The following is a 26,655-nucleotide window of genomic DNA, read 5'->3' on the forward strand; positions in this document are numbered from 1 at the left end:
TAGACGCCAACGAGGAGGCAACTAAAGGCCGTCGGGCGCGATGCGGACGGGCCGCACGCAGCCAAGCGCCCGAGCAGGAACGCTGCCGACAACTCCCCCCATAACGCCCGTAAACTCGTGCCCAGTGCAACGTTAGTTCCCCCAGCCCCCTGGGGTAGGGGGCTGGGGGGTGGGGCTGCCTGAATGACACCTCAACCTGAAACCCCCGCAGCCTTCCCGCCCTAAAACCCCGGATTCACCGACGCGCCGCCTAAACGGTACTGAAACGCCATGCGCTGCGGGCCGATAATCTGCGAGCCACCCACCGTGCCCAGCGGCGTGCCGAGAGAGACGCGGCTCCCCACGCTGACCAGCGGCTCAGACAGGCCAAAATAAGCGCTGATGGCACTGGAATGGTCCACCAGCACCACCCAGCCCAGCGAGGCGTAATACGTCACCGCCAGCACGTTGCCCTCCCGCGCGGCCACCGCTTGCGAACCATCTGATGCGGCAAGGACCACCCAGGGAGAGCCACCTGTTCCGTAGGGAGCGCTGACCCGCCCGCCCGGCAGCGGAAAGCCCAGCGGGCCACTGACGGCGGGCAGCGGCGAGAGTTCCTGCGCCACGCGGTCCTGGGCGGCCTGGACCTGCTGACTGCGCTGCTGCAAAGCGTCCCGCTCACGCTGAAGCTGTTGCTCGCGGGCGCGCTGCTGCTGCTCACGCACGGCCTGCTGCTGGGCTTCGCGGGCGGCCTGCGCGCGGGCCTGGGCCTCGGCCTGCTGCTGAGCCACCTGACGGGCACGTTCGGCGGCCTCGCGGGCGCGCTGGGCCGCCTGCTCCCTGGCAATGCGCTCCTGCTCGGCGCGGATCGCCGCCAGCCGGATGGCCTCCTGGCGGGCGCGCTCCTGGGCCACGCGAATCCGCAGGGCCTCGGCCTCGCGGCGTTTGCGTTCCTCCTCCAAGCGGCGCTGGCGCTCGGCCTCGATCCGCACTTTCTCTGCCGTGACCTGGGTGATCAGCCCGTCGATGGTGCGGGCGGTCAGGGCACGCTCGGCCTGCCGCTGGGTGGCCAGGGCACGCTGGCCCTGCTCGCTGTCGCGCAGCCCCGCCAGCAGGGTGTTCTGCTCGCCTCTGCGCACCTTCAGGCGGCCCAGGGCGGCATTGCGCTGCGCCCCGATGTCCTTGAGGGTCTGGGTCTGCTGGGCCTGCTGCGCCCGCTGCTCGTCCAGGGTCGCCACCTCACCCTTGAGGTTCTGGATGATGCGGTTGTTGTACTGCCCGGCCATATTGGCGTAGCGCAGGCGGATCAGCAGGTCCGAGAGGCTGCGCGACTGGGACAGCAGCCCCAGGTAATCGTTGCTGCGGCTGCGGTACTGGAGACTCAGGATCTCGCGCACGTCCCCCTTCAGGCGCTCGACGCGGGCGGTGGTCACGCCCAGTTGGGAGGTCGTGTCGGCCAGTTGCCCCTCGGCCAGTGCGGTGCGGGTGTTCAGGACCGCGAGCTGGTTTTCCAGGTCCGAAACCTGGGCTGCCAGCGCGTCCAGCCGGTCCAGCGCCTCCTTCTGCTGCGCACTGAGGTTCTGGATGCTCTTGCGGATACGGTTCAGCTCGCCCGCCTGCGCCGTGCTGAGCTGCTTTTGCTGCTGCAACTCCTGCTGAAGCTGCTGCAACTTCTGGGAGGTGGTCTGCGCCCCCACACCCTGTCCCAGCAGGGCAACGCTCAGAACGGCGAGCAGACCCGCGCGCCGCAGACCTCCAGTGACCGGTCCTCCGGCCACTACTCCAGCTCCTGCAAGTAGCGGCGGCTGGCGAAGATGCTGCCCAGCAGGCCAATCAGGATGCCCAGCGCCGCCACGCCGCCCAGCACCGGCAGCAGGGTGTTCCAGTCGGTGACCACCGGAAACACCGGGGCCAGCTCACGCACGCGCCCGGCCAGCCCCAGGTAGGCGGGGGTCAGCAGGGCCAACGCCAGCGCGGCGGCCAGCACGCCCACGATCAGACCCTCGATGACGTGCGGCATGCGGATAAAGGCGCGGGTGGCCCCCAGCAGCCGCATCACGCTGATCTCGTCGCGGCGGGCGTACATCGCCACCCGCACGGCGTTCAGGATGTTAAAGAGCGTGCCCAGCAGCAGCAGCCCCACCAGCACGTAGCCTGCACCACGCACGGCGGTCAGGGTCTTGACGGTGGGGTCCACGTAGCCCGCCCCGTACTCCACGCCGTCCACGCCGCTCAGGGTAGAAACGGTATTCGCCAGCGTGCGCGAGTCCTCTACCCGGCTGACCTTCATCCGCAGGGTGTCGGGAAAGGGGTTGCCCACCAGCCCCGCCGCGTCGCGGGTGGACGGCGAAATCTGGCTCATTTCCTCCAGCACCTGCGTGCTGGTGACCAGCCGGGCCTCGCGCACCTGCGGCAGCGCCCTGACCTGTGAGAGCAGCGCGGCGTCGTCCGCGTCCGGGGTCAGGAAGGCGGCCACCTCCACCTGCGATTCCAGTTGCTCCAGCGTGCGGTCCACGTTCAGGGTCAGCAGCAGCACGAAGCCCAGCATCAGCAGGGTCAGGGTCATGGTCACCAGCGTCGCCAGCGTGGCCGTGAAATTGCCGCGCATGGCCAGCAGCGCCTGACGCAAGTGATAGGTCATGGCCGTCCGCTCACAGCGCGTACCCGCCGTACGGATCGTCCCGTACCAGCTTGCCCTTCCGTAGCGTCAGGGTGCGGTGGCGGTAGCTTTCCACCAGATCGCGGGCGTGGGTGGCCACGATGACGGTGGTGCCGCGCAGGTTGACGTTTTGCAGCACCTTCAGCACTTCACGGCTGTTCTCGGGGTCCAGATTTCCGGTGGGTTCATCGGCCAGCAGTAGTGGCGGATCGCTCACGATGGCACGCGCAATCGCCACCCGCTGCTGCTCGCCCTGCGAGAGTTGCACCGGCAGCGCGTATTTCTTGTGTTCCAGGCCCACCGTCCGCAGCGCCGCCGTGACCCGACTGGGCCATTCGCGCTGATGCACGCCGGTGACGCGCAGGGCGAAGGCCACATTGTCGTAGGCATTCAGGTGAGAGAGCAGCAGGTTGTCCTGAAACACCGTGCCCATGCGGCGGCGCAGCAGGGCGGTGCGGCGTCCCCGGTAATGCTTGAGCGACATGCCCGCCACCATGACCTCGCCGCGTGTGGGCAGCGCCCGCTTGAGGACCAGATTCATGAAACTGCTCTTGCCCGCCCCCGAATGTCCCACCAGATACGCGAATTCCCCCTTGCCGATCTGGAGGCTCACATCGTCCAGTGCCAGGGTGCCGGTGATGGGATAGGACAGGGTGACGCTGTGAAACTGGATCACGCCGCCGCTCTGATGTGGTCACCTATAGGGTCAAGAGGGGAAGGAAAGTGGCTGCTCATCGTCACTGCCCAGCATAGCCCAGACCATGAAGATCGGCTCAGGGCGGCTCTCAGAATCGTGGGGAGATAGCCCGATCAACCCCCAGTCCACCCCATCCCCTGAGTTTTTTCTAAGTTGCGCCTGTCACCTGCATTTCAATAAGCCGTCATGTGGGCGCACTATTCTGATCCGGTGAATGTCAAACGCCTGACCATCGTCGGGGCGGCCCTCGCGGCCACCGCCGCCGTCGCCTACGCCCAGCTCGGCGGGTACTCGCAGGCCAATCTGACCAGCACTTTAGAGGGCAAGACGCTGCTGAACGTCATCGGGAATCTCAAGCAGTACTACCTGTACCCCATCGACGACGACAAGTTGCTGCGCGGCGCGATCAACGGCGCGGTCGGCAGCCTCAACGATGAATTTACCTACTACAGCCAGCCCGAGGACAACGCCATCGATCAGGAAAATCTGGCGGGCAATTTTTACGGCATCGGCGTGCAACTGATCGCTGCCAACGCGGACGGCACCGGCGGCAAGATCGACAACGTGTTCAAGACCGGGGCGGCGATCGGCGCGGGCGTGCAGATCGGCGACGTGTTCGTCAAGGTGGACGATACCGAGGTGATCACCAGCAAACTGAACGACCTCGTGCGGCTGGTGCGCGGCAAGCAGGGCACCACCGTCACCATCACCTTCGCCCGCAACGGCAAACCCTACACCGTCAAGATGGAACGCCAGCCCGTCACCATCGTGGACGTGGAAGAAACCATCCTGCCCGGCAACATCGGCTATATCGCCCTGAATACCTTCTACAACGAGAAGGTCAGCCAGCAGTTCCGCGCCGCCGTGGCCGACATGAAAAAGAAGAACGTGACCAAGCTGATTCTGGACCTGCGTGACAACGGGGGCGGGTTGCTGAACGCCGGGGTGGACGTGGCCGATCAGTTCCTCCAGAGCGGGCCGATTGTCAGCCTGCGGGACCGCAATAAGAAGACCGAGGTGTTCGGCAAGGCCAGCAACCAGAAGACCGATTACACCGGCAAACTGGTGGTGCTGGTCAACAAGAACAGCGCCTCGGCCAGCGAAGTCGTCTCCGGCGCGCTCCAGGACGAGAACCGCGCCCAGATCATCGGCGAGCAGACCTTCGGCAAGGGCGTGGCGCAGATTCCGGTCAGCCTGCCCGACGGCGGCAAGATCGCCATCGTCGCCAACGAGTGGCTAACCCCCAAGGGCCGCCAGATCCACAAGAAGGGCATCACCCCCGACATCGTGGTCAAGGACACCCGCTACACCGCCCCGCTGAACTTCTCGGGCAGCGGCATCAAGGCCGGAGACAAGATCACGCTGACCGTGGCAGGCAAGCCCGTGACCGTGACCGCCGACAAGGACGGCAAATTCACCTATACCGGCGAGGCCAAGCGCCCCAGCAAGAGCGCCACCCAGGGCGAGGCCGTGGTGGACGTGCAGAACGACGCCATCCTGAGAAAGGCGCTGGAAGTTCTGAAGTAAAGTTAGGCAAGCGGAGCCTCTCCCCCGGCTGGGTGGAGGGGCTTTTTTTGGGGTTGGAGAAAGGGAAAACCCTCTCCTGCGGAGCTGTACCAACCAGCCTACTTTGCAGCCAGCTCCCCTCGAAAGGGAGCCAGAGGGACGCTGTTGGACGAGCAATTCCACACCTCTTGCTTTCCTTCTAAGGGGAGATCCCCCGAAGGGAGGAAGGGGTTAAACTGTGGAAACCACCCCAGAGCTACAAAGAGATTTTTTTTCCATCCCTCTAGCACTCCCCACCCCGCTCTGATAATGTGGTGAGTTGCGCTGTGCGGCGAGGCCAGACCTTGCCCGGATTCGGCGTGAAGAGAGGTGAATTATGAACCAGTACGACCTGAACCTGATCCTGAACCCCAACCTCAGCGCCGAGCAGGTGCAAATCGAGAAGGAGTACATCGAAACCACGTTGAAGAACAGCGGGGCCGAGATGAGCAACCTTGACGACGTGGGCAACCGCCGCCTGGCTTATGCCATCGAGAAGGACCGCGAGGGCTATTACCTGATGTACACCATCAAGGCCGGTGGCAACCCCGAGAAGGACATCGCCAGCACCCTGCGTCTGCGCGACCACGTGCGCCGCGTCCTGGTGGTCAAAGACCGCCCGGAATGGAAGACCAAGAAGGCTTAAGCTACCCTTTGACCGCGCCAATGTAAATATGCTATTGACGTAATCATAGAGTTCAGTTATTCTTGAGTTGACCCGCACAGGGCCACACCCGCCAGCAACGTTAAAGCCCCCAGTACGGACGCCACTGCGCGCCCAGCCAGCCACCAAGGAGAACACTGTTATGGCCCGAGGCATGAACCATGTGTATTTAGTGGGCGCACTCGCCCGCGACCCCGAACTGCGTTACACCCCCAACGGAACTGCCGTTTTCGAGGCCACTGTGGCCGGAGAAGACCGGATCGTCGGTACCGACGGACGTGAGCGGAACCTGCCGTGGTACCACCGCGTTTCTATTCTGGGCAAGCCCGCCGAATGGCAGGCCGAGCGCAACCTGAAGGGCGGCGACGCCGTGATGGTTGAGGGAACCCTGGATTACAGCTCCTGGGACGCCCCGGAAGGCGGCAAACGCAGCGCAGTGAAAGTCAAGGCCCTCCGCATGGAAGGTCTGGACGCCCAGCCCGAACTGATCCAGGACGCCGGAGGCGGCGTTCGCATGGGCAACGGGATGAACGAAGTGGCACTGATCGGTAATGTCGTCCGCGACCCCGAACTGCGCTACACCCCCGCCGGAGACGCTGTGCTTGGGATCGGCCTGGCCGTGAACGAGACGTGGAATGACCGTCAGGGGAACAAGCAGGAAAAGACCCACTGGATCGACGTAACCTTGTGGCGCGAAATGGCCGAGGCCATGAAAGAGCTGCGGAAGGGTGACCCCGTGATGGTCAAGGGCCGTCTGGTCAACGAAAGTTGGACCGACAAGGACGGCAACAAACGCAACTCCACCAAAGTAGAGGCGACGCGAGTCGAAGCTCTGTCCCGAGGCGCAGGAGCCGGTGCTTCTGCTGCCACCCCCGCCGGACCTCGCACGCAGACCGCGAGCAGTGCGGCGCGCCCCCAGGGCAACGGTTACGGCCAGAGCCAGAATCAGGCGGCGAACACGGGGAACCGTTCGGGCGGCTTAGATATAGACCAAGGTCTCGACGATTTCCCACCGGAAGAAGAAGACCTGCCGTTCTGAACTATTTGTAGGAACCGTGCAGGCACAAGGAACCCATGACGCAATCCAGCGACCGCAAACCACGTGGCAAGGGGCCGAAACGTCCCCGCAAGCCCAAGGTTGACCCCTTCTCCATCGGGGAACTTGAAATTACCGATTACAAAGACGTGAAGATGCTGCGCCGTTTTGTCTCTGACACCGGCAAGATCTTGCCCCGCCGCCGCACCGGCCTCTCGGCCAAGCACCAGCGCCGCATTTCGCAGACCATCAAGGTCGCGCGTCAGCTCGCACTGCTGCCCTACACCGAGAAATTGGTTCGGAAGTAAGGAGGGCTGCCAATATGCAAGTCATTCTGATGGAACCCGGCAAGCTGGGCAAAACCGGCGACATTGTGGAAGTCAAGAACGGGTACGCCCGCAACTGGCTGATTCCGCAGGGCATCGCCACCAGCGCCACCGCCGCCAACATGAAGAGTCTGGAAGCCCGCATCCGCGCGCGCCAGAAGATTCAGGCCCAGGAAAAAGCCACCGCCGAGGACCTCGCCAGCCGCCTGAACGGAGTCGCCATCGAAATGAGCGTCCGTGCGGGTGAAGGCAAGATCTACGGCGCCGTGACCCACGCCGATGTGGCGGGCGCGCTGGACCAGCTCGGCTTCGACATCGACAAGCGCAAGCTGGAGATGCCCAAGACCGTCAAGGAAATTGGCGAGTACGACATCGCTTACCGCGCCCATCCCGAAGTGACGATCCCCATGAAACTGGTGGTCCACGCGCAGAAGGAAAGCTGAGTTCAAGTCCCGATCTGAACTGAGTTTAGAAAGGCCCCCGCCCGCTGTGGTGGGGGTTTTTTCGTTTCATAACACAAAAGGATTGCTCTACATTGGCGTCATGCGAAAACTGCCGACTCTGGCTCTGGTGACGCTGACCCTTGCAGCTTGCGGCGAAAGCCCCGGCCCTCAGCCTGTCAGCGAACCCGTGCTGAATGTTTCGGTCAATCCAGCCACACCCCAGGCAGGGCAGGACATCACCTTCACGGTCAGCTTGATGGGCGGCTCAGGAACGTGGAATGTGGCGCTGTTCAACCAGAACCCGGATGGCAGCGTCAATCAGGTTTACCCCAATCGGCTGCCAGAGGGTCAGCCCACGCTGACGCCCGGCGCAACGCTGAACTTTCCACCGCCCGACGCCAAGTATATTTTTGTCGCTGCTGGACCAATGGGAACCAACACGCTCCTGGCTTATGCCACACAGAAACCTCTGGATCTGGAAGGCGAAGGTCTCAGTCGATACGACAATTCACAGGCCCAATTTGCCAACGTAGTGGGCCAGGGGTTTGACACACTCAGCTCACTGCGGGCAAAACTGAAACTGGTTTTCTCAGGGATCTCAAAGGTCATCCAGTACGAGGTCACCAGCCCAGCGTCCACTCCCTGAAGATTCCTTCGTCTGACAGTCCTCCCCACCCCACACTCTCCACTGTCCCGTTAAAGTGGACATTGGAGGATTCACCCATATTGACTAAAGTGCTGACCCTTTCGGCTCTTGCCCTTTCCTCTCTCACGCTAGGACAGGCAGTGAAAGGCGCTGATCTGGAAGTGACCAGCGACGGCAAGGCGTACAAGAGCTATCTGGCTGCCCCCGCCAGCGCTGCGCACAAGGCCGCCGTGATCCTGCTGCACTCCTTCAACGGGCTGGAACAGGGCTATAAGGATCTAGTGGACGAGATGGCCGGGGCAGGGTACGTGACGCTGGCACTGGGCTGGCAGACCTTCGACAAGCAGCCCAGTGATGATGTGGTGAGGGCACTGGTGGAAGACGGCCTGAAGACGCTGGCGGCCCGCAAGGACGTCAACATGAATGCCGTGGGCCTGACGGGCTTCTGTGCGGGCGGGCGCTACACCATGCTGCTGCTGCCGCAGATGAAACAGTTTAAGTCGGGCGTGGCGTGGTGCGGCTTCCCCGATTCGGGTGGCACGGCCACGCAGCCCAAACCTCCAGCCGACTTTATTGGGGACCTGACCGCCCCCATGCTGATCCTGCACGGGACCAAAGATGTCGCCAGCTCGATTTCCAGCATTTACAGCTACGCGCAGAAACTGGACGCGGCGGGCAAGAACTTCAAGCTGACGGTCTATCAGGGTGCGCCGCACGGCTTCCTGCTTGCAGACAGCAAGATCACTGACACCTATGCCAGCCGCGACGGCAGGCGAGAAATGCTGAACTACTTTGGCAACACCCTGAAATAAGCCCCCACAGTAACCCCGCACCTCATCCCGTAGCGCCCTCCTGACACGCACCCACAACCCAGAGCATTTCCAGGTGAATCGTCCCTCTGGAAACGGCAGCGCTTTCAAACTTCATGTTTGGGGCTAGACTGCGAGGCGAACGTCCGAATCAAGAGCGGCGTTCGTCTTTTCTCACTTTTTTGCGGGGCAGGACGGACCGTGTGAACGGTCAAGAGTGCCTTGAAACAGAACCACAAGGAGCGATATGCCAACGATTGTCTGGTTGATCGTGGCGCTCCTGATCGGATTGGTCGGAGGGTTTCTCGGGGGGCAGTCGCGGGGCTTGCGGGAGCGGGCCGCAGTCGATGACCGCCTGCAACGGGAGGCCCGCGCAGAGGCAGAGCGCATTCGCGCGGCGGCGGAAGCCGAGGCACGCTTAACGCGGGAGCAGGCCGACCAGGCCAGACAGGACGCCACAAGAAGGATTCAGGAAGCTGGGGAGCGCGAAGCCCAGGTCACGGCGCTGGGCGCACAGTTCGGCGCAGAGCGCGAGGCCATCGCCAAGTTACGCACGCAGGCCGAGGCCGAACGCACGGCGGCCAAAGCGGACGTCACGCGTGACCGCGAGGCCCTGAGCGCAGACCGCAAGGAAACGCGGGCCGAGCGCGAGGAGCTGAAACGCGAGATTGAACGCCTCAACCGCCGGGCCGAGCAACTCGACGCGCGCGGCGACAAACTCGATTCGCTGGAAGAACGGGTGGAGGAACGCTCGCGCATCCTGGCCGAACACGAGGCCGATCTGAGCGAACGGGGTCGGGCGGTGGACCTCAAGCTGTATGAGGTCGCCAACCTCTCGCCACAGGCCGCGCGCGACGAGATCATGGGACGGCTGGACAACGAGCTGGAAGAAGAAAAGTCTATTCGCGTTAAAGCCATGCAGGAGCGCACAGTCGCGGAGGCCAAGCGGCACGCCCGCCATGTGATCGCCCAAGCCATCCAGCGCAGCGCATCGGAAACAAGCGCTGCGCTGAGCGTGTCGGTGGTTCCCATTCCCAACGACGCCATGAAGGGCCGCCTGATCGGGCGCGAAGGCCGCAACATCCGGGCCTTCGAGGCGCTGACGGGCGTGGACCTGATCATCGACGACACCCCGGAAGCGGTGATTCTCTCCAGCTTCAACCCGGTGCGGCGCGAGGTGGCCAAGCATGTGCTGGACGCTCTGGTGGCCGACGGGCGCATTCACCCCACCCGCATCGAGGAAATGGTGCATAAGGCGCAGGATGAGATGAAGACCTTTATCCACGCGCAGGGTGAGGAGGCGGCCATCGAGGCGGGCGTGATGGGCATCAAGCCGGGGCTGACGCAACTGCTGGGGCGCATGTACTTCCGCACCAGCTACGGCCAGAACGTCCTGAAACACAGCATTCAGGTGGCGCACCTGACCGGCATCATGGCCGACGAACTGGGGCTGGACGCGGGGCTGGCCCGCCGCGCTGGCCTGATGCACGACGTGGGCAAGAGCATTGACCGCGAGATCGACGGCACACACGTCGAGATCGGGATCAATCTTGCCAAGCGCTTTGGCGAGGCGCACGAGGTCATCGACGCGATTGCCCACCACCATGACCCGGAAAACGGCGAGACGCTGTACAGCGTGCTCGTGGCCGCCGCCGACGCCATCAGTGCGGCCCGGCCCGGTGCGCGGCGCGAGGAGCTGGAATCCTACGTGCGCCGTCTGGAGCAACTGGAGCAGATCGCGGTGTCGTTCCCTGGCGTGCAGCAGGCCTACGCCATCCAGGCCGGGCGCGAGGTCCGCGTGATCGTGCAACCCGAGAAGGTCACGGACGCGCAGGCCATCCTGCTGGCCCGCGAGATCGCCGGGCGCGTGGAGCAGGACATGGAATATCCGGGGCAGGTGCAAGTCACGGTGGTCCGCGAAAGCCGCGCGGTGGAAGTGGCGCACTAACGTAGCGTGGGAAAGAATGGGGGCGGTCAGGCGAAAGCGGGCCGCCCTCGCTTTATGCAATTTCGGGTTGGATACAAGGCGAAAAAGCACGCTCTGGCACAGGAATTCCAGACCCGGCGCATAAAGTTGACAGTGCCCGCATTTCGCGCTATATTTTTCTTATCACCGTCCGAGAGGGCGGGCTTTTTGTTTTGGGGTAGCGGGGTGGAGGCGGATTCGCTGCTGAACTGCCCCCTCACCCCCCGCCGCTGCGCGGCTCCACCCTCTGCTTCGCAGCTCTACGAGTCACCCACAGGTGGAGAGGGGAAGGGAAGGGCAACCGACTTCGGCTCAGGGTATGCAAGAGCAGCCAGCCAACGGTGAGCATTACGCCCTCCCAGCGCAGAAATTCCAGGCCCAGTGCATAAGTTTGACAATCCGCGCATTCCGCGCTATATTTGTCTTATCACCGTCCAAGAGGGCGGATTTTTCATTTCTACCCGTTGAGTGGCTGGATTCGTCAATGATTGCTCTTCCCTGCCCCACGGGAGAAAAAAGCGGGCAGGATAATTTGCTGGGCTTTAGCCTATGCAGCTCCGGCAAAAGAGCATTCCGATTTAGGCTGTCCCAGTGCGGCAATTCCAGATCCAGTGCATAGATTTGACATCCGCCGCATTCCACGCTATATTTCTCTTATCACCGTCCGCGAAGGGCGGCTTTTTTATTATCTGCCCATTTGGACCGTCAGCATCAGAAGTTTTAGCGTTTCGGCCCCTGCTTTTCGCCTTTCGCGTTCTGCATGGCCTTCCAGTCCTCGTAGGCCAAGGCGGGGAGCAGGGAGAAGCTGCCCACCGCCAGCGAGGCCACTGCCGCCGGGATACGCACCCGCGATTTGCCGTTCAGGGCCAGATACAGTGCCCCCAGCGTGCTGAGTGCGCCGATATCCATAAACATGATCCGCGCAAACGAGCTGCGTTTCAGGGTTTCCACCGTGCCCAGATCGCCTTCGCGCTTTTTCCCGACGATGGCGGTCAGCACCAGCATCAGCAGCAGCGAGAAGTACAGGCGCAGGCGGGTGGGCGTGGGACGGCGGTAGTCGTCGAGGTTCATGGCTCAGGGTAGCCGATTGCGGCAGAATTAAAAATGCAACTGGGAAGAAAGAAGAACCAGGGTGCCTCCATCCCGACGCCCCTCCCAGCCTCAAGACAACCGCAGGCCAGCCTAGAGTCAGGACTGGGGACAGTCAGGCTGTTGTGTCGCCCATCTCATCTGCGGTGCTTATGGTGGGGCATGACTCAATTCACCACTGTTTTCCGCGTTCTGCTGCTGGCCCCGCTGTGTGCCGGAGTCGCGTCCGCGCAGGTGGAGACACCCGCCAGCCCCAGCGCGTGCGGGAAACCGTCCTACGTGTTGCAGGTGGGGTCAGGCCGGGACCGGACCCCCCTGACCGTCAAGCTGAACAGCAAGGCTATCGATCTGGGCAAGCCGTATCAGGCTGCGAGCAAGAACGTGAGCGCCAGTGTCACGGACCAGAACCGGATTCAAGTGGACTGGACGCCCAAGCAACTCTCGGATGCGGGCCGCATGTACGGCGTTCCGGTGACCCTGAAGATGCTGTACGGCAGCCGGGCCACCACCCTGTTTCAGTTTGACCCGAAGAACTATCCCAACCAGCGGCAGGTGGCGGTCAAGTTCGCGGCCCCACCCCCGAACAATCTGGCCTGCGACAAGAACCTGTACACGGTGAAACTCGGTTACAGTAACGCTTTTGGCCCCTTCGAGTGGACGATTGCCGTGGACGGGAAATACTACGCCTACATCCTGGGCGACGGCGATGTGAACCTGCGCCCGTTCCTGAAGAAAGGTGCCAACAAGGTCACGCTGGGCTGGCGGGTGATCGGGGGCAGCGGCACGAACAACCTGGGCAAGAACAAAGTCGCCCAGGTCATTTCCACGGTGGACGGCAAGACCAGCAACCTGCTGACCTTCGGGTTCAAGAACACCGTGGGCAGCAGCGGAAGCAAAAGCGTGACGATCACCGTGCCATGATGCGGGGAAGAGAATGCGCCTGCTTTTGACAGGCTGAGGCGTGGGAACTGGCGGCAGTTGGCATCCATAAAATCGCCCCCGCCCGCCCAGTTTCAAGAACACCGTGGGCAGGGGCGGAAGCTGGAGCCTAAAAAAGATGTTCAATACTTCAGGGTAAAACAAGAAGAAAATAACTAATTCAGCGCAGTAGATTAACCATCACTAAAGGCGTCTCGCTATTTAAATACTCGAAATAAGGTTAGAGAGCTAATGTATCTGCTGAACCAGCCTAGTAATCTCTCCCTTATCATCCTCTGGCAAGATATAAATAGCTCTACCGGCCATATCTTCTCCTGAGTGCTTAAGATGACGTTGAAGATACTCTTGAATATTTTGTACTATAATCATATTCCTTTTCATAGCAGGATCAAGAAGTTCGCTGTTGGTCAAATAATCTTTTGCATCCTCTATAGACTTTAAAACCTCATCGGTAAAATACAGACTCTCATTCAAAATCTGCGTTATTTCGAACTTTACTAACCCTACAGATGTTGGTATTTTTGCATCTACCTTCTTTAAATAATTATTTATAATTGCTTGTATTAAATCTTTTCTAAAGTAAAAAACAATAAATATGAATACCGTTAAAACAATCGAATAAGTTTGAAGGAAGGCCAAATTGTGAAATATTTTAACAATATAATCATTCCACAAGTTAAATAGTGGCTCCTTAATTAAGTCAAGGAATATATCCATCAGGGAGCTACGCCCTGGGTATATGCAATCATTTGAATATATGCACGCATAAGCGGGTCAGTAAACTTGTATCGTTTTTTCCGACTATTACCATAGCAGATTAGAACGTTACCGCGTTCAGGAGAAGACAGCTTAGTTAAATGGCGTGCAAATTGCTGGACTTTCGCTTGTCTGCCTAAAATTCTGGAGAGTATACGTTCTAAGTCACTCGCCTGAAAATATCCATGTTCATCAGTGTTACAAATAGCACAAGCGTACAACACCTCTTTGAAGAAATTCTTCTGGTTCGCCATCGTCGCACCCTGAAAAGTGTGCCGAATAGTTTCCTTGCTGTCTTGAATAGTTTGCCCAATTGAATATTTTATAGCGGCATCGTCTAAAAAGATTTTGTCGCTTCCAATCGCCATATAACAAGCATGGTAGCAAATTTGATGAGTATAATAAGGATATCCAGCAGATAATTCCACTATTGTAGACAAGTTTTCGTCAGATATTCTTAAATCTAGCAAGCTTAAGCCTTTAAGCACAATCTCCCTCAACTCAGCGGGTGGCATCAGAGGCATATTTACTTCTTTTAGATTTCTTCTGATAGATTCATGCTGTCCTACTAAACTATTCACGTCGTCACTTACTCCAACGATTATTATTTTGATATTTTGGTGAGCGTCCGAGACGTTTTTAATAACATCAGCAAAAAGCTTTTTATCGAACCGAGAATCCAGTCTATCAAACTCATCAAGTATGATTACTACTTTATCAACTCTAATGTTTGAAAGAGTCCGAACTATCTCTCTCGACGTATATGTATAATCATCTTTAATGATGGAAGAAAGTCGTGTATATCCATCTAGTCTCGCAGCCGGTCTCTGACTCCTATCCTCGCCCACCATAAATCGATTGGGAATTTTTATCTCTTGGAAAATCTTTTTCCACACTTCTTCAAAGTCGTCTTGCGAATAACAGCTATGCTTAGCTACAATCAAATCCTTCGCCGTCTGTGATGCCTCAAGTATTATTTTTAAAATATTGATTAGAGATGTTTTTCCGACGCCCCTTTCTCCATACAAGATTCCGTGCATGCCCCTTAAATCTAAAACTTGCCATAAAGAAGCCAGTTGCTCCAATCGTCCAGCAAATAGACTTCTATCTTCTACAGGTGATGCGGGCGTGAAAACTTTTGCCAACTTTTGATATTTTTCACTATGTGTCATATATATTTTTACCAATAGAAATATAAATATTCATCTACTTTACCCGCACTTGCTATAGCCGCACGCCTGGCACTTCAAACAACCCTCTTCACGAATCACGGCCCGCTCCTCGCAGACGGGGCAGCGTTCGCGGGTTGCGCCGTCCATCCCCTCAACGCTGACGCCGCTGCCTCCGGCCAGGGGCGGCAGGCCCGCCGCTTCCTGCACGGCAATCTGCCCGGCGGCCATGTCCTTCTGGAAGGTTTCCAGCGCCACGGCGATCAGGTCGGCCTTGCTGCCCACCAGTCGCCCGTTGTAGCTGCCGTACAGCCCGCCGTTGATGCCGCGCAGGGTCTTGATCAGCGCCTGGGCCGGAACGCCGTGCTGGAGGGCAATGGACACCACGCGCCCCAGCGCCTCGCTGTCTGCGTTGGCCTCGTCGCCCGCGCGCCCGCTGATGACCATGACCTCCACCGGCTTGCCGTTCAGGTGGTTGACCGTGACCAGGAACGAGCGCCGATGTCCGCTGGTGGGATCGGTCAGCTTGACCATGTCGGTGATGCCAGAGAGGCGGGCGGGACGGTCATATTGCGGCTTGGCGGGCGCGGAAGGCTGCGGCTTGCTGGCAACGGGGGCAGCGGGAGCGGCGACAGGCTGTGCAGGGGCATCCTGTTCAGACACCGTCTCGCCCATCACTTCAGCGGCGGCCTGCGCGGGGGCGTCCTCGGTCTTCTCTTCTTTGGTCTTGCTGGTACTCAGCACCTGAAACTGGCGCGAGCCGTCGCGGTAGACCGTGATGCCCTTGCAGCCGGTGCGGTACGCCTCGCTGTAGGCGTCCTGCACGTCCTGCACGGTGGCGTCGTTGGGCAGGTTGATGGTCTTGGACAGGCTGTTGCCCGCGAATCCATCGGCATCAAAGGCCCGCTGCACGGTGCCCTGCATCCGCACATGATCCTGCGGCGCGATGTCGTGGGCGCACACGAAGACCTGCTGGAGCGCGTCGGGGATAAAGGGCAGGCCCACTACGCTGCCGTGGTTCTCGCTGACGGCTTCCGTGACCTTGTCCCAGTCCCAGCCGCCGTCCTTCTGTACGCCGTCGGGGGCCGGGTAGGTTTCCAGCAGCTCCACGAAGAGGGGGGCCAGCAGCGCCCGGTACTCGCTGCCGATCTTGCGCCAGATAAAGGGCGAGAACACAGGTTCAATGCCGGAGCTAACGCCCATCAGCATGGAGGTGGTGCCGGTGGGGGCCACGGTCAGCACCGCCACGTTGCGCCGGGGCGGGTGCGGCATCTTGGCCTCGTTGCGGGTGTAGACCGGGTAGACGCCGCGCTCCTCGCCCAGGCGTTCGCTCTCGGCCACTGCTTCCTCGCGCAGCGCCGACATGATTTCCATGATCGTCTCGCGGCCCGCCTCGTTGTCGTAGCGCAGCCCCAGCTTGATCAGCGCGTCGGCCAGACCCATCACGCCCAGGCCCAGGCGGCGCAAATCCTGACTGGCCACCCGGTTGTCCTCCAGCGCAAACACGTTCACGTCCAGCACGTCGTCCAGAAAACGCACGCAGGTACGGACATCGGCCCGGAAGGTGGCGTAATCGAAGCGGCTGTTGTCTACGTAGGCCGCGAGGTTGATTGCGCCCAGATCACAGGGTTCTCCAATGGTAAGTGGAATCTCGCCGCAGGGATTCGTACTCCGAATCTCGTACCGCTCCCCCAGGTTCTTGAGGGCGCTGAATTCGTTCACGCGGTCATTGAAGATCAGGCCGGGTTCGCCGGTACTCCACGCATGCTGCGCGATCTGATCCCACAGCCATGCGGCGGGAATGCCGCTCTGGGCGTTCTTGCCTTTGCCTGTGCTGTAGACGGGCACGCCGCGCGCACCGTCCTGGGCGCGGTCTGGCAATTCGGGGAACTGACCGTCAAAGCTGCCCTCCTGCGCCGCGAGGTAATACTTGCCCGGCACTTCCTGCGCGGTCATGGGCCACACGCCGCCCGCCTGAAGGGTGTCCCAGAACTTCTCCGTGATCAGAATGGAGATGTTGAAGGTGCTGATGTCCCCCTCGGATGCCTCGCGGTCCAGATCCTTGGCGGTCAGGAAATCCAGCACGTCCGCGTGCGCGATGGAGATGGTGGCCATCCCAGCGCCGCGCCGCGTGCCGCCCTGCCGCACGACACGCAAGACAGGCGCATACACGAAGCGCAACGTGTTGATCGGCCCCGCATCCTCCGCGCCCCGGTTGGCCCACTCCAGGAAGTTGTCGAAGATCTCCATCAGAAAGCTGACCGGGCCGCTGCTGGTGCCGCCCGAACCCTTGATCGGCGCACCCTCGGCGCGCATCTCGGACAGATCCAGGCGGGGTTCCAGGTTCAGCTTGGCGTCCTCGGCCACCTTGCGGGCCGCGTCCACGATACCGCCCATGTCGTCGGGGACGCTCTGCACGCCCTCGGGCAACGCACGCACGATCTGCACGCCGTTGGCGCGGGCCAGCGCCACCAGCTCCGGCGCAATCGCCTGACCGTAGACCACGCGCGTCCAGTTGCGAACGGCCACTGGCTGCTTGTCGCCGTCCGGCTGGGTGGGTGGGCGCATCAAGCCCTGAATAAAGTCGGTCACGTCAGCATGGGCAGCGGCCATGTAGACCCAGCCACGCACACCCGCATCGGGGCGGCTGCCCTCGGCGCGGGGACGGTACACGTCCAGATTCACGCCGTTGCCGCCGCCCACTTTCGTCACCAGCGCCAGTTTCTTGGCTACTTCCATCACGCCCTCGAAGGAGGCGGGATCGTTTTCGGTTGCGCCCTGCACGAAGCAGTTCAAGACGTTGCCATGCTGCGTTCCGGCCCCTGCCAGCACGCGCCCGCCGGGGCAGAACTTCTTGCCCGCCATCAGGTCGTAATACTTCTGCGCCCACGCCAGCCGCGCTTCGGGCTTCTCCGCTCCGGCCACCCAGTTCGCGATCCGCCGGAACATGCCGCCAATATCGCCGTCGCTGGGCTGCAAATACTGCCGCTTAGCGATGTGCTGGGCGTTCTCGTCGAAAGTGGTCAGCGGCTGGGCATCGAGAATGGTCATGGCGGAACTCCTTGGAATGGGGGGCGAACAGGAAATGGACGGCAGCAGACACTCTCACCTTCCCGTGGGGCGGCGAGTTTGCAGGGAGCTAAGAACTCAGATGAGTATGCGGTGTCCGGCTAGGGCCTGACTGTACCACTGGCCCCCAGCGGGTACAAGGGCTTGTATCCACCTTCCAGAAGTTGTACAAGATACGGCGTTTCTTATCCTTCTACAGAGACCATCAAAACAGCCGTAATAGACGCCGAAACGACACCTTATTCGCATTGCTGCCGTTCAGCAGAGCCAAACAGAAGTCCAGACCGCCTCAGCCCTGCTCCTCAGCCTTGGCGTCCCGCTCCATCAGACTGGTGATACCGGTCTCCAGGGTCCACGCACCCGACGCCACCCGCGCTACCGCACGCACGATGGGCAGATCGTGGCCGTGCGCCGTGGCCCAGGCGTCCAGCAGGCCCGCCGTCCGCAGGCCCTCCACCACCTGTCCGCCGTGGCCGGGCTGCTGACCGCGTGCAATGGCCTCGCCCGCCGAGCGGTTGCGGCTGAGGGGGCTGGTGGCGGTGGCGAACAGATCGCCCAACCCGCTCAGACCGTACACGGTGTCCTCCTGCGCGCCCAGGGCCAGGAGGTAACGGCGCATCTCGCGCAGGCCACGGGTGATCAAAGCGGACTTGGCGTTGTCGCCCAGTTCCAGACCGTCCACCAGACCGGCGGCCAGCGCCATCACGTTTTTCAGGACGCCGCCCAGCTCCACGCCCACCTCGTCGCTGCTGGTGTACACGCGCAGGGCCGGGGACATCAGGGCCGACTGCACCGCCAGGGCCAACGCCTGATCCGAACTGGCCACCACCGTGGCGGCAGGCAACCCCCGCCCAATCTCCGAGGCGAGGTTGGGACCGCTCAGCACAGCCACACGCGTAAACCCCATCTGGCGGGCCAGAGTGCTGAGTTGCCCGCCATCCGGCGCGAGGCCCTTGGCGCACAGCACCACGCCCAGCTTGCGCGGCAACCCCTCCAGCAATTCCGGCACGCCCACGCTGGGCACCACCACCAGTGCAAAGTCGGCCCCATCCACCGCTTCTGCAAGGTCAGAGGTGAAACGCAGGGCTTCCGGCAGTGGCACGCCAGGCAGATAATCGGTATTCATGCGGGTCTGCGTCAGTTCGGCCACCAGCTCAGGCCGCCGCGCCCACAGGATCACGTCCTGCCCGCGCCGCGCCGCGCCTACTGCCAGCGCCGTGCCCCAGCCACCCGCCCCCAGGATCGAGAGTGCGCTCATTCCTCAGCCCAGGCAAAGACCCACACGCGCGGTACATCGGGCATGGGCGGGGCGTAATCGGGGTATTCCACGATTTCCCAGCGGGCAAAACCCGCCGCCCGCAGCGGTTCCTCCAGATCGGCGGGGTCATAGCCACGTTCGCGGTGGGTTTCGACGAACTCGCGCAGATCGCCGCCTTCCTCTATGCGGCAGAACGCCTGCACCACGCCCAGATCGGCTCCGGCGTCGTGGTGGTGGGACCAGTGGTAATGCACCTCGCCGCCGCCGGGCAACGGGGCCAGCCCTTCTATGGCGTCGCCCTCCCACAGCTCGCGCACGCCCAGCCGGGTGTTCACGTCAAAGGCCAGCAGGCCGCCGGGTTTCAGGTGCGCCCGCGCGCGCGTCAGGGCCGCTGCCAGGTCTTCAAGACTCAGCAGGTTATTCAGGCTGTCGAAAACGCAGGTGATCAGGTCAAAACGCCCTGGGAGGGCAAAGGTCCGCAGATCACTTGCCACGAACTCCACCTCCGGCTGCCGCACCCGTGCCTCGCGCAGCATGTCCTCGCTACCGTCCAGGCCAGTCACGCGCAGGCCCGCCGCTGTCAGTTCGCGCGTAAAGCCCCCGGTGCCGCAGGCGAGGTCCAGCGCTGCCGCATCTGCCAGTTCCAGCCCCCCGTCGCGGGCATAGGTCAACACGAAATCAGCCCAGTGGTCGTACTCCACGTCTGCCATGATCGCGTCGTACACGGCGGCGAGGGCGGTAAACGGTGGGCGCTGCATGGGGGGAAGTATAGAGTCGGCCCCCGGTCCAGATGCCCCCCTGCATCAAGGCCGCGTCAGGTTTCCGGCGCAAATCTACCCTGCGTGAGCCGGCCATGAGCTGAGCGGGAAGGCTTTTGCTGTAGCCACACCTGCCCCTTCCCGCTACGGTAGGGGGATCAACTCTGTATCCCATCCCACTGGAGGTCCACCCATGAACAAGTTTCTGATTCCCCTCGCCCTCGGCACCCTCACCCTCAGCGCCTGCACCCTGGCGGGCAACCCCACCAAGAAGGACGTGACCGGACAGATTCGCGGTTTCGCAGCCAACCAGAATCTGGGACTGGCGCTGGTGGGCTTCAACGACGGCAAGTACACCGCCGACGGCACTGAGAGTCAAGTCATCGACAAGTTCCTGACCGGCGGTTTTGCGCTGGACCTGCCCAGCAACGTGCCCTACGGTACCTACCGCGTGATCGTGTTCCGCGACGCCAACAACAACAACCGTTACGACGCGGGCGACACCGTACTGAGCAAGGACAATGGCAAGCGGCTGGCGCTGGCCCAGAACGACAACCAGTTCTTCGCGGGAACCAAAAAGGGCTGGAATCTCGTCAGCTCCGATGGCAACGTACAGACCACCGTGCTGAACAACTACGATCTGGACGCTCAATAAGCAAATGAAGCGACGAAACGGGGAGGCCACGCGCCTCCCTTTTTTCATGCCCTCAGCAAACGCTCCAGTTCTTCTCGCCGCGCCTGCAATTCATCCTCGGCCACCACTGCCTCGCCCGTTTCCACCTGCACGTCGCCCAGCGGCACCCAACTGACACAGCCCAGCAGGTCCGGCGTTTCCGTCAATGTCAGCGGCGCACTCAGCGGACGCACCCGCAGCAACAGGGCGTGAATCCAGGGGCGACCCCGGTAATGGAACCGCCGTTCGATGGCCCCAGCGTTCAGCGCTTGCAAGGGTTCCAGACGGAGGGCTGCCGCCAGCGACTCCACCTTCTGCACGGCCACCACCTCGGCCAGCGCGGGCAGGACGATCTGACCAGGGGCAGGGTCCGGGCGAAGCAAAGGCTGATAATCGGGCTGCAACTCGGCGGCATTCTGGTGCAGAAAGGTGGGATACAGCAGAAACTGGCGGTGTTCGACTTCAAAGCCGTCGTGCGTTTCCATGATGCCGCCCTTGCGGAGCAGCACCGACAGGCGGCCCGTGGTCAGGAGCTGGCACTGGGCGTCCCATTCCTTGAGGGCGCTGAGCGGCTGGGACGGGGGATTGTGGGGGCGGGTCATGGGGAGAGGGTAACGCGGGTGGGGTTGCAGAACGTCCCTGGATCGAGAGGGAAGCGGGCAACCAACCTGAACAGTGGCTCACCTTCCCAATCCACCCCAGCTTGCGCGTGGGCTGGGGCGTGGCGAAGCAGCAAAGTAATGAAAGCGGGCCACTTCCAGTTAAGGAGCGGCCCGTTTATATAGGCACGAGCTGTCTAATTTCGAAATTGAAACTCGTTACCTGTGCGAGAAGTGACTTTGATACCGTAAGCATCTGCGCCCAATTTTTGTACTTCACAGGCAGAGACAGAAACTGGAAATATGCTTTCTGCACCTTCGGCCACATAAGTAGCGTCCAGGCAAGCCGTCTGTAGATCAGAGACTTTATGGGTGGGTTCATCAGCTAACCAGGCGGTGGCATGAGTGAGCATATTGCGACCATAGATAATAGAGGCGGTATCATGGGCCTTATCACGCGCCCCCACCAAGTTTGGAATGAGGAAGAGGGCAAGGATAACTACCACGGCGAGGACAATCAAAAGTTCGAGTATTGTGAATCCGGCGTCTTTTTTCATATTTTTAGCCCGGTCAAATTGATAAGAAGAGAAGGAAGAGGCGTACCCCTTCCTTCTCTCTAAACTGTTAAGCGATTAAGATCAGCTCTTCTTGGTTTCCTTGCCATCGTAGTCGAACTTGGTGCCGTTCTGCATGGTGACGTTGATGGTGTAGTCGTCGGCGGTTCCGTAGGTGACAGCACAGCTTGCGACGCCAGCGGGGAATGCGGTTTTATCCTGAAGGGTCAAGCAATTAGTTACGGCGGTCAGCTTGCCGGTCACGGAATCGCGGCTGGTTTCCACAGCGGTGATGGTGTTGCGCAGGAAGCTGGAGGCGGCGCTCTCGTTGGCCTTGGTACGCGCGGCCAGCAGGTTGGGGATCAACACGGCAGCCAGAATCCCGATGATGGCGATGACGATGAGCAGCTCGATCAGGGTAAAGCCCTGGGTGTTGTTCTTCATGCCGTGGGTGCTGTTCTTCATGGTGGTTCTCCTTGTGCGCTTCGGCCTGCCGGATAATGTATGTATAGGTCCGGCCCGCCTAATTATGGCTGGCAGGTGCGGGTGTCTCCCGTCCTTGCTTGGCTATAGATTAGCGAGGGGCTGGTTACAGGATTCTTACTAAAGAGTAGATGAACCAGGATCAATTTGTATCAGCGAATCTATATGAATTTTCAAACTATAAAAATATTTTTATAGTTTGAACATTCACAACCAGATTTTTGATTTCAAATTTAGAAACAAAAACTCAAAATCACATATTAAGACGGCTTTCGAGTCAATCAATTAAATTAAGAAGTTAAATAAAAAGAAGGAGGAGGCAAGCCCCTTCCTTCACTTTGAGCTGTTAGGTTAATCAGATTAGCTCTTTGCGATTTCCTTGCCGTTGTAGTCGAACTTGGTGCCGTTCTGCATGGTGACGTTGATGGTATAACCGTCGCTCGTGTTGTAGGTGACGAGGCAGCTCGTGACGCCAGCGGGCAGAGCAGTCTTGCCCTGGAGAACTAGGCAATCGGTCTTGGTGGTGTCCAGCTTGCCGCTCACGGTGTCACGGCTGGTTTCCACAGCAGTGATGGTGTTGCGCAGGAAGCTGGAGGCGGCGCTCTCGTTGGCCTTGGTACGCGCGGCCAGCAGGTTGGGGATCAACACGGCAGCCAGAATCCCGATGATGGCGATGACGATGAGCAGCTCGATCAGGGTAAAGCCCTGGGTGTTGTTCTTCATGCCATGGGTGCTGTTCTTCATGGTGGTTCTCCTTGTGCGCTTCGGCCTGCCGGATAATGTATGTATGGGTCCGGCCCGCCTACTTATGGCTGGCAGGTGCGGGTGTCTCCCGTCCTTGCCTGGTTACACATTAGCGAGAGGTTTCTTACAGGATTCTTTCACAATTGCAGGCAGGTCAACCATTCAGACAGCGGTACTATCAGACCGTATTGCCCGTGTAGGCGCGCGTTTCCGCTTCTGTAACGCCCGGAATGATAATTGTCAGAAGCGAGCGGGCGGACCGTCTCCCGGCGGCGTGCGGGTGCTATGCTGCTTCTCAGTTCAGCCGGACTCCGGTCTGGCGAATGGGACCGCCCATCCGTCCCCACCCCGTATTTTCACCGCGAATTGACCCCCGCGTGTGCCGCGCGTCTCCGCTTTCCGGGAGCAGCGCTGGCTGGCACGACCGGGCGAAGGAGACACGATTTTGGAACTCACGCCGCGCGTTCCACCGCACAGCAACGACGCTGAGATCAGCGTGCTGGGCAGCGTATTGCTGGACAACGACACCATGAGCAGCCTGGGCGACACGGTGTCTCCTGAGATGTTTTACCGCGAGGGCCACCGCAAGATCTTTACCGCCATGCGCGATTTGCAGGAGCGCGGCGAGCCGGTGGATCTGGTAACCCTCAGCGAGGACCTCCGCAGCAAGGGCACGCTGGATGAAGTGGGGGGGCTGACCTACCTGATCGGTCTGTCGGACCAGGTGCCCACCGCTGCCTACGCCGAGCATTACGCGCGCATCGTGCAGGAAAAGCACACGCTCCGTATGCTCATCAGCGCATCGGGTAAGGCCATGCAACTGGCCTACGACGCGCAACTCCCACTGGAAGACCTCCTGGACCGCGCCGAGAAGATGATCTTTGAGGTGGCCGAGCAGAAGCAGAAGGGCGAGCAGTATCAGGCAATGGGCGAAGTGGTCCACGACACCTTCGAGTACATCACCCTGCTGCACGCCAACAAGGGCATTCCCGACGGCGTGAGCAGCGGCTTCAAGGATCTGGACGAGCAGATCTCGGGCTTGCAGAAGGGGAGCTTGAACGTGCTGGCAGCGCGTCCCTCAATGGGAAAAACGGCCTTCGCCCTGTCCATCGCTCAGAACGTCGCCCTGCGCGGCGAGAAAACCGTGGCGGTGTTCAGCCTAGAAATGCCCAGCGTGCAACTGGCGCTGCGAATGCTGTGTTCCGAGGCCCGCGTGGACATGAACCGCATCCGCAGCGGGCAGCTCAACGAACGGGATTTCGAGCGGCTGGCGCACGCGGCGGGCCGACTGGCCGAGGCCCCCATGGTCATTGACGACGAGCCGGATTTAACGCTCAACGGCCTGCGCTCCAAGCTGCGGCGCATCGCCGCGCAGCACGGGCAACTGGGGCTGGTGGTGGTGGACTACCTGCAACTGATGTCGGGGGGCAAGAGTAGCGGCGGCAGCGACAACCGCCAGCAGGAAATCAGCATGATCTCGCGCGGTCTCAAGAGTCTGGCGCGTGAAATGGAAGTGCCGATCATGGTTCTTAGTCAGCTCAGTCGTGCGGTGGAACAACGCCCCAACCACAGGCCGATGCTGAGCGATTTGAGAGAATCGGGCGCGATTGAGCAGGACGCGGACATCGTGATGTTCATTTACCGCGACGAGTACTACAACAAGGAGACCGATCAGCAGGGAATAGCCGAGATCATCATCGGTAAACAGCGCAACGGGCCGGTGGGCACGGTCAAGCTGCAATTTCACAGCTCGCACGTCCGCTTCAATGACCTCGCGCCGGAGGGCGTGTAATGACCGGCGACGGCGGGGGCAAGAGCGCGGCGGCGGGTGGACAGCGCAGGCGGCGGCGGCGGCGTACGCCCAGCAACACGCCGGGGCCGGGGCAGGTCACCAACACGGTGGCGGTGCCTGTGCCCGCCCCGCCCAGCAAGCGCGGACAAAAGCGTGTGGTGGAGGGGCCGCGTATCGCCGTGGGCTGCATCGTGCTGCGCGGCGACGAGATTCTGCTGGTGCGTGAACGGGGGCGCTGGTCTCTGCCCAAAGGCGGTCTGGAAGGCGGCGAGCTGATCCAGGACGGCGCACGGCGCGAAACCTTCGAGGAAACCGGGCTGGTGGTGGAACTGCGTGATCTGGCCTTTATGGTGGAGTTCAAGGCGCAGACCTGGGGCCACCACCTGCAATTCTTCTACACCGGGCGCGAGGTCAGCGGCAAGCTGGAGCCGCGAGATCCGGACCGCGACGTACAGGAAGCCCGATTCGTACCGATCCGGCACCTGCGCGAATTCATCCGCTTCCGCCCGCGTCTGGTGGCGCTGGAAACCTGGCTGCGCGAACGCCGCCCGCGCCATTTTGTGTTCAATCTGGACCAGGAACCCGCCATGCTCCGCAAACGCCGCCGCGTGGGCGAGGGCAGCGTGAGCATCTCCGAACCAGAATTCAGCGACGAGCCGGATTTGTAGAACGTGGCAGACTGAAAAAACACCCTGAGCTGGACTGTAACGTCTGTCTGCTCAGGGTGTTCGGCTGTGTGGGTGGCCCTTTGATCAGGAACCGATCAGAAATCTGGCCAAGGCGGGCGTCCCCTCTTCAAGCTGGGTCAGTCGAGGGAAGACGTTGCGTCATACGGATATGGGACGGCAGTCTATTTTGCTGGGAACAGCAGAAAAAAATGGATTCCAGGCACGTATCAATCAAAGCTGTCCGGATTCCTGCACGAGAGAAACAGAATCCTTGTCAGGCCAGCACGTCAGGCCATGTTGCCGCCGCGCATTCCAGTCCTGACCGTGATCGGTCCGGTGGCCGAGAAGTTCTCCATCAGAAAGAGGCAGGCGTGGGCCGGGTCCTCGGCATAGAGTTGGTCGCGCTGCCACATCGCGGCGCTGTCCTGCAAGGCAGCCGGGCCGCTAACCGACATCTGGCCCAACGACGGCTGCCCCAGCGGCGCGCTGCCTGACAGGGAGGCCGGAACCGAACCAGACAGAGTTGACGGAACTGCACCGTCCTCGCTGGGGGTGGCGTCCAGATGGAACACCACCGAGATAAAATCGCAACTGTACTGGCGGCGGTAGCGGTCGCACAGGCCCGTGACCATCGAGCGCGTCAGGTGATCGCTATCCTGGCCCTCTTTCTGGTAAGCCTGGATGGCAAAATCGTCGGCCTCGTAGCGCAGGGCTTCCAGGTTGAACTGGCAGTCGATGATGCTCAGCAGCTTGCGAACCTCGTACAGATACGAGGCGTGAATCACGTTGAAGGCACCCATGACCTTGCCATATAGCGATTCGGCGGGACGCAGCAGGCCGTCAAGGACGTGTTCGCCCGCCAGCGTCGCCAGGAACACGTAATCGGGAAGCTCCTGCTCGAAAAAAGACTGAACAGCCACCTGGTCGCGCAGATCGAGATCCTCGGCGCTGCGCGTGATGATATTCCAGTAGCCCAGCTCTTCCAGCTTGCGGCACACCACCGCGCCGATCAGGCTGTCATGCCCGGCCACGTAAATTTTGGCATTCACTGGAATTCCCATTCTCATCGTTGGTCCCACCCCGCGCCCCGCCGCATCCAGCAGCGTGCTGGATAAGGTTGTGCCAGCAGACAGGTTGATCCTGCCCCGGCGTACCGGATGACCCTGCGCGGCAGGCCCTGAACCGGACCTGGCGCGAGGGGGTCACCCTGATCCGTGCAGTGTCGTTGGAACGGCGTTACTGCGGCGCTAATACAGTGGGGGAAGTGTGAGACAGGACGGATGTCCCCCAGCGAATCGCTCTCCGCCAGCACCTCAAACCCACACCGGATTCAA

General features: G+C 61.0%; 26 protein-coding genes. 12 read left to right on the forward strand and 14 right to left on the reverse strand.

Annotation, left to right across the window (positions count from 1 at the left end):
• Positions 1-221: 221 nt before the first annotated feature.
• Genes DAAJ005_RS16945 through ftsE form a run of 3 tightly spaced genes read right to left on the reverse strand, consistent with a single transcriptional unit; the run spans position 222 to position 3,314 of the window.
• A complete protein-coding gene (locus tag DAAJ005_RS16945) occupies positions 222-1,757 on the reverse strand; it encodes a murein hydrolase activator EnvC (protein ID WP_226342506.1) in 1,536 nt (511 codons plus the stop codon).
• Positions 1,757-2,620 carry an ABC transporter permease gene (locus DAAJ005_RS16950; protein WP_151848127.1) on the reverse strand — a complete coding sequence of 288 codons (864 nt, stop codon included), beginning with the start codon at positions 2,618-2,620 and terminating at the stop codon, positions 1,757-1,759. The genes DAAJ005_RS16945 and DAAJ005_RS16950 overlap by 1 nt, the downstream gene beginning before the upstream one ends.
• Positions 2,621-2,630: 10 nt before the next feature.
• Entirely contained in the window at positions 2,631-3,314 is a 684-nt protein-coding gene (gene ftsE, locus DAAJ005_RS16955) for a cell division ATP-binding protein FtsE (protein WP_075831275.1), read from the reverse strand.
• Between the two features lie 231 nt (positions 3,315-3,545).
• On the opposite strand from ftsE, the gene DAAJ005_RS16960 reads away from it, so the two are divergent.
• The 8 genes from DAAJ005_RS16960 (at position 3,546) to rny (ending at position 10,752) form a co-directional block, all read left to right on the forward strand.
• Entirely contained in the window at positions 3,546-4,862 is a 1,317-nt protein-coding gene (locus tag DAAJ005_RS16960; protein WP_151848128.1) for a S41 family peptidase, read from the forward strand.
• A 355-nt stretch (positions 4,863-5,217) separates the two neighbouring features.
• On the forward strand, positions 5,218-5,526 hold the full coding sequence (gene rpsF / locus DAAJ005_RS16965; RefSeq protein WP_029482873.1) for a 30S ribosomal protein S6: 309 nt from the start codon (positions 5,218-5,220) through the stop codon (positions 5,524-5,526).
• 160 nt (positions 5,527-5,686) lie between these two features.
• Complete coding sequence (locus DAAJ005_RS16970) at positions 5,687-6,583, forward strand: single-stranded DNA-binding protein (protein ID WP_151848129.1); 897 nt, start codon at positions 5,687-5,689, stop codon at positions 6,581-6,583.
• Positions 6,584-6,618: 35 nt separating this feature from the next.
• Positions 6,619-6,888, forward strand: coding sequence for a 30S ribosomal protein S18 (gene rpsR, locus DAAJ005_RS16975; RefSeq protein ID WP_029477417.1), 270 nt, complete (start codon positions 6,619-6,621; stop codon positions 6,886-6,888).
• Between the two features lie 14 nt (positions 6,889-6,902).
• Positions 6,903-7,349 carry a 50S ribosomal protein L9 gene (gene rplI, locus DAAJ005_RS16980; protein ID WP_151848130.1) on the forward strand — a complete coding sequence of 149 codons (447 nt, stop codon included), beginning with the start codon at positions 6,903-6,905 and terminating at the stop codon, positions 7,347-7,349.
• Between the two features lie 100 nt (positions 7,350-7,449).
• Positions 7,450-7,995: a DUF4384 domain-containing protein gene (locus tag DAAJ005_RS16985; protein WP_151848131.1), complete on the forward strand. Its 546-nt coding sequence runs from the start codon at positions 7,450-7,452 to the stop codon at positions 7,993-7,995.
• Positions 7,996-8,135: 140 nt separating this feature from the next.
• On the forward strand, positions 8,136-8,807 hold the full coding sequence (locus tag DAAJ005_RS16990) for a dienelactone hydrolase family protein (protein WP_151848132.1): 672 nt from the start codon (positions 8,136-8,138) through the stop codon (positions 8,805-8,807).
• Positions 8,808-9,051: 244 nt separating this feature from the next.
• Positions 9,052-10,752: a ribonuclease Y gene (gene rny, locus DAAJ005_RS16995; protein WP_151848133.1), complete on the forward strand. Its 1,701-nt coding sequence runs from the start codon at positions 9,052-9,054 to the stop codon at positions 10,750-10,752.
• A gap of 738 nt (positions 10,753-11,490) precedes the next feature.
• On the opposite strand, the gene DAAJ005_RS17000 is transcribed toward rny, so the two are convergent.
• Positions 11,491-11,841 (reverse strand): hypothetical protein, encoded by a 351-nt coding sequence (locus DAAJ005_RS17000; protein ID WP_151848134.1) that lies wholly within the window; start codon positions 11,839-11,841, stop codon positions 11,491-11,493.
• 180 nt (positions 11,842-12,021) lie between these two features.
• Here DAAJ005_RS17000 and DAAJ005_RS17005 point away from each other — a divergent pair, with 180 nt between their 5' ends.
• Positions 12,022-12,780 (forward strand): hypothetical protein, encoded by a 759-nt coding sequence (locus DAAJ005_RS17005; protein ID WP_151848135.1) that lies wholly within the window; start codon positions 12,022-12,024, stop codon positions 12,778-12,780.
• Positions 12,781-13,026: 246 nt separating this feature from the next.
• Here DAAJ005_RS17005 and DAAJ005_RS17010 read toward each other — a convergent pair whose 3' ends face one another.
• The 5 genes from DAAJ005_RS17010 to DAAJ005_RS17030 form a co-directional block, all read right to left on the reverse strand.
• On the reverse strand, positions 13,027-13,437 hold the full coding sequence (locus tag DAAJ005_RS17010) for a hypothetical protein (RefSeq protein ID WP_151848136.1): 411 nt from the start codon (positions 13,435-13,437) through the stop codon (positions 13,027-13,029).
• 77 nt (positions 13,438-13,514) lie between these two features.
• The gene (locus DAAJ005_RS17015; protein ID WP_151848137.1) at positions 13,515-14,726 is read right to left on the reverse strand and encodes an AAA family ATPase; all 1,212 of its coding nucleotides are present in this window, start codon (positions 14,724-14,726) and stop codon (positions 13,515-13,517) included.
• Positions 14,727-14,765: 39 nt separating this feature from the next.
• On the reverse strand, positions 14,766-17,774 hold the full coding sequence (locus DAAJ005_RS17020) for an adenosylcobalamin-dependent ribonucleoside-diphosphate reductase (RefSeq protein WP_151848138.1): 3,009 nt from the start codon (positions 17,772-17,774) through the stop codon (positions 14,766-14,768).
• A gap of 307 nt (positions 17,775-18,081) precedes the next feature.
• The gene (locus DAAJ005_RS17025) at positions 18,082-19,050 is read right to left on the reverse strand and encodes an NAD(P)H-dependent glycerol-3-phosphate dehydrogenase (protein ID WP_151848139.1); all 969 of its coding nucleotides are present in this window, start codon (positions 19,048-19,050) and stop codon (positions 18,082-18,084) included.
• Positions 19,047-19,808: a trans-aconitate 2-methyltransferase gene (locus tag DAAJ005_RS17030; protein ID WP_151848140.1), complete on the reverse strand. Its 762-nt coding sequence runs from the start codon at positions 19,806-19,808 to the stop codon at positions 19,047-19,049. Before DAAJ005_RS17030 ends, DAAJ005_RS17025 begins: the two co-directional genes overlap by 4 nt.
• Positions 19,809-20,001: 193 nt before the next feature.
• Here DAAJ005_RS17030 and DAAJ005_RS17035 point away from each other — a divergent pair, with 193 nt between their 5' ends.
• Positions 20,002-20,463 carry a hypothetical protein gene (locus DAAJ005_RS17035; RefSeq protein ID WP_151848141.1) on the forward strand — a complete coding sequence of 154 codons (462 nt, stop codon included), beginning with the start codon at positions 20,002-20,004 and terminating at the stop codon, positions 20,461-20,463.
• Between the two features lie 44 nt (positions 20,464-20,507).
• On the opposite strand, the gene DAAJ005_RS17040 is transcribed toward DAAJ005_RS17035, so the two are convergent.
• From DAAJ005_RS17040 to DAAJ005_RS17055, 4 genes are all read right to left on the reverse strand, one after another.
• Entirely contained in the window at positions 20,508-21,083 is a 576-nt protein-coding gene (locus tag DAAJ005_RS17040) for a DUF1802 family protein (RefSeq protein ID WP_151848142.1), read from the reverse strand.
• A 194-nt stretch (positions 21,084-21,277) separates the two neighbouring features.
• Positions 21,278-21,637, reverse strand: coding sequence for a type II secretion system protein (locus DAAJ005_RS17045; protein ID WP_151848143.1), 360 nt, complete (start codon positions 21,635-21,637; stop codon positions 21,278-21,280).
• A gap of 81 nt (positions 21,638-21,718) precedes the next feature.
• The gene (locus DAAJ005_RS17050; protein WP_370519738.1) at positions 21,719-22,099 is read right to left on the reverse strand and encodes a prepilin-type N-terminal cleavage/methylation domain-containing protein; all 381 of its coding nucleotides are present in this window, start codon (positions 22,097-22,099) and stop codon (positions 21,719-21,721) included.
• A 378-nt stretch (positions 22,100-22,477) separates the two neighbouring features.
• A complete protein-coding gene (locus DAAJ005_RS17055; RefSeq protein WP_151848645.1) occupies positions 22,478-22,840 on the reverse strand; it encodes a prepilin-type N-terminal cleavage/methylation domain-containing protein in 363 nt (120 codons plus the stop codon).
• 466 nt (positions 22,841-23,306) lie between these two features.
• Between DAAJ005_RS17055 and dnaB the strand changes: the two genes are divergently transcribed.
• Positions 23,307-24,653, forward strand: coding sequence for a replicative DNA helicase (gene dnaB / locus DAAJ005_RS17060; protein ID WP_151848144.1), 1,347 nt, complete (start codon positions 23,307-23,309; stop codon positions 24,651-24,653).
• Complete coding sequence (locus tag DAAJ005_RS17065) at positions 24,653-25,321, forward strand: NUDIX domain-containing protein (protein ID WP_151848145.1); 669 nt, start codon at positions 24,653-24,655, stop codon at positions 25,319-25,321. The genes dnaB and DAAJ005_RS17065 overlap by 1 nt, the downstream gene beginning before the upstream one ends.
• A 287-nt stretch (positions 25,322-25,608) precedes the next feature.
• On the opposite strand, the gene DAAJ005_RS17070 is transcribed toward DAAJ005_RS17065, so the two are convergent.
• Positions 25,609-26,370, reverse strand: coding sequence for an NAD-dependent epimerase/dehydratase family protein (locus DAAJ005_RS17070; RefSeq protein ID WP_192930814.1), 762 nt, complete (start codon positions 26,368-26,370; stop codon positions 25,609-25,611).
• Positions 26,371-26,655 lie beyond the last annotated feature (285 nt).

The sequence above is a fragment of the Deinococcus sp. AJ005 genome, assembly GCF_009017495.1.
Classification (GTDB): domain Bacteria; phylum Deinococcota; class Deinococci; order Deinococcales; family Deinococcaceae; genus Deinococcus.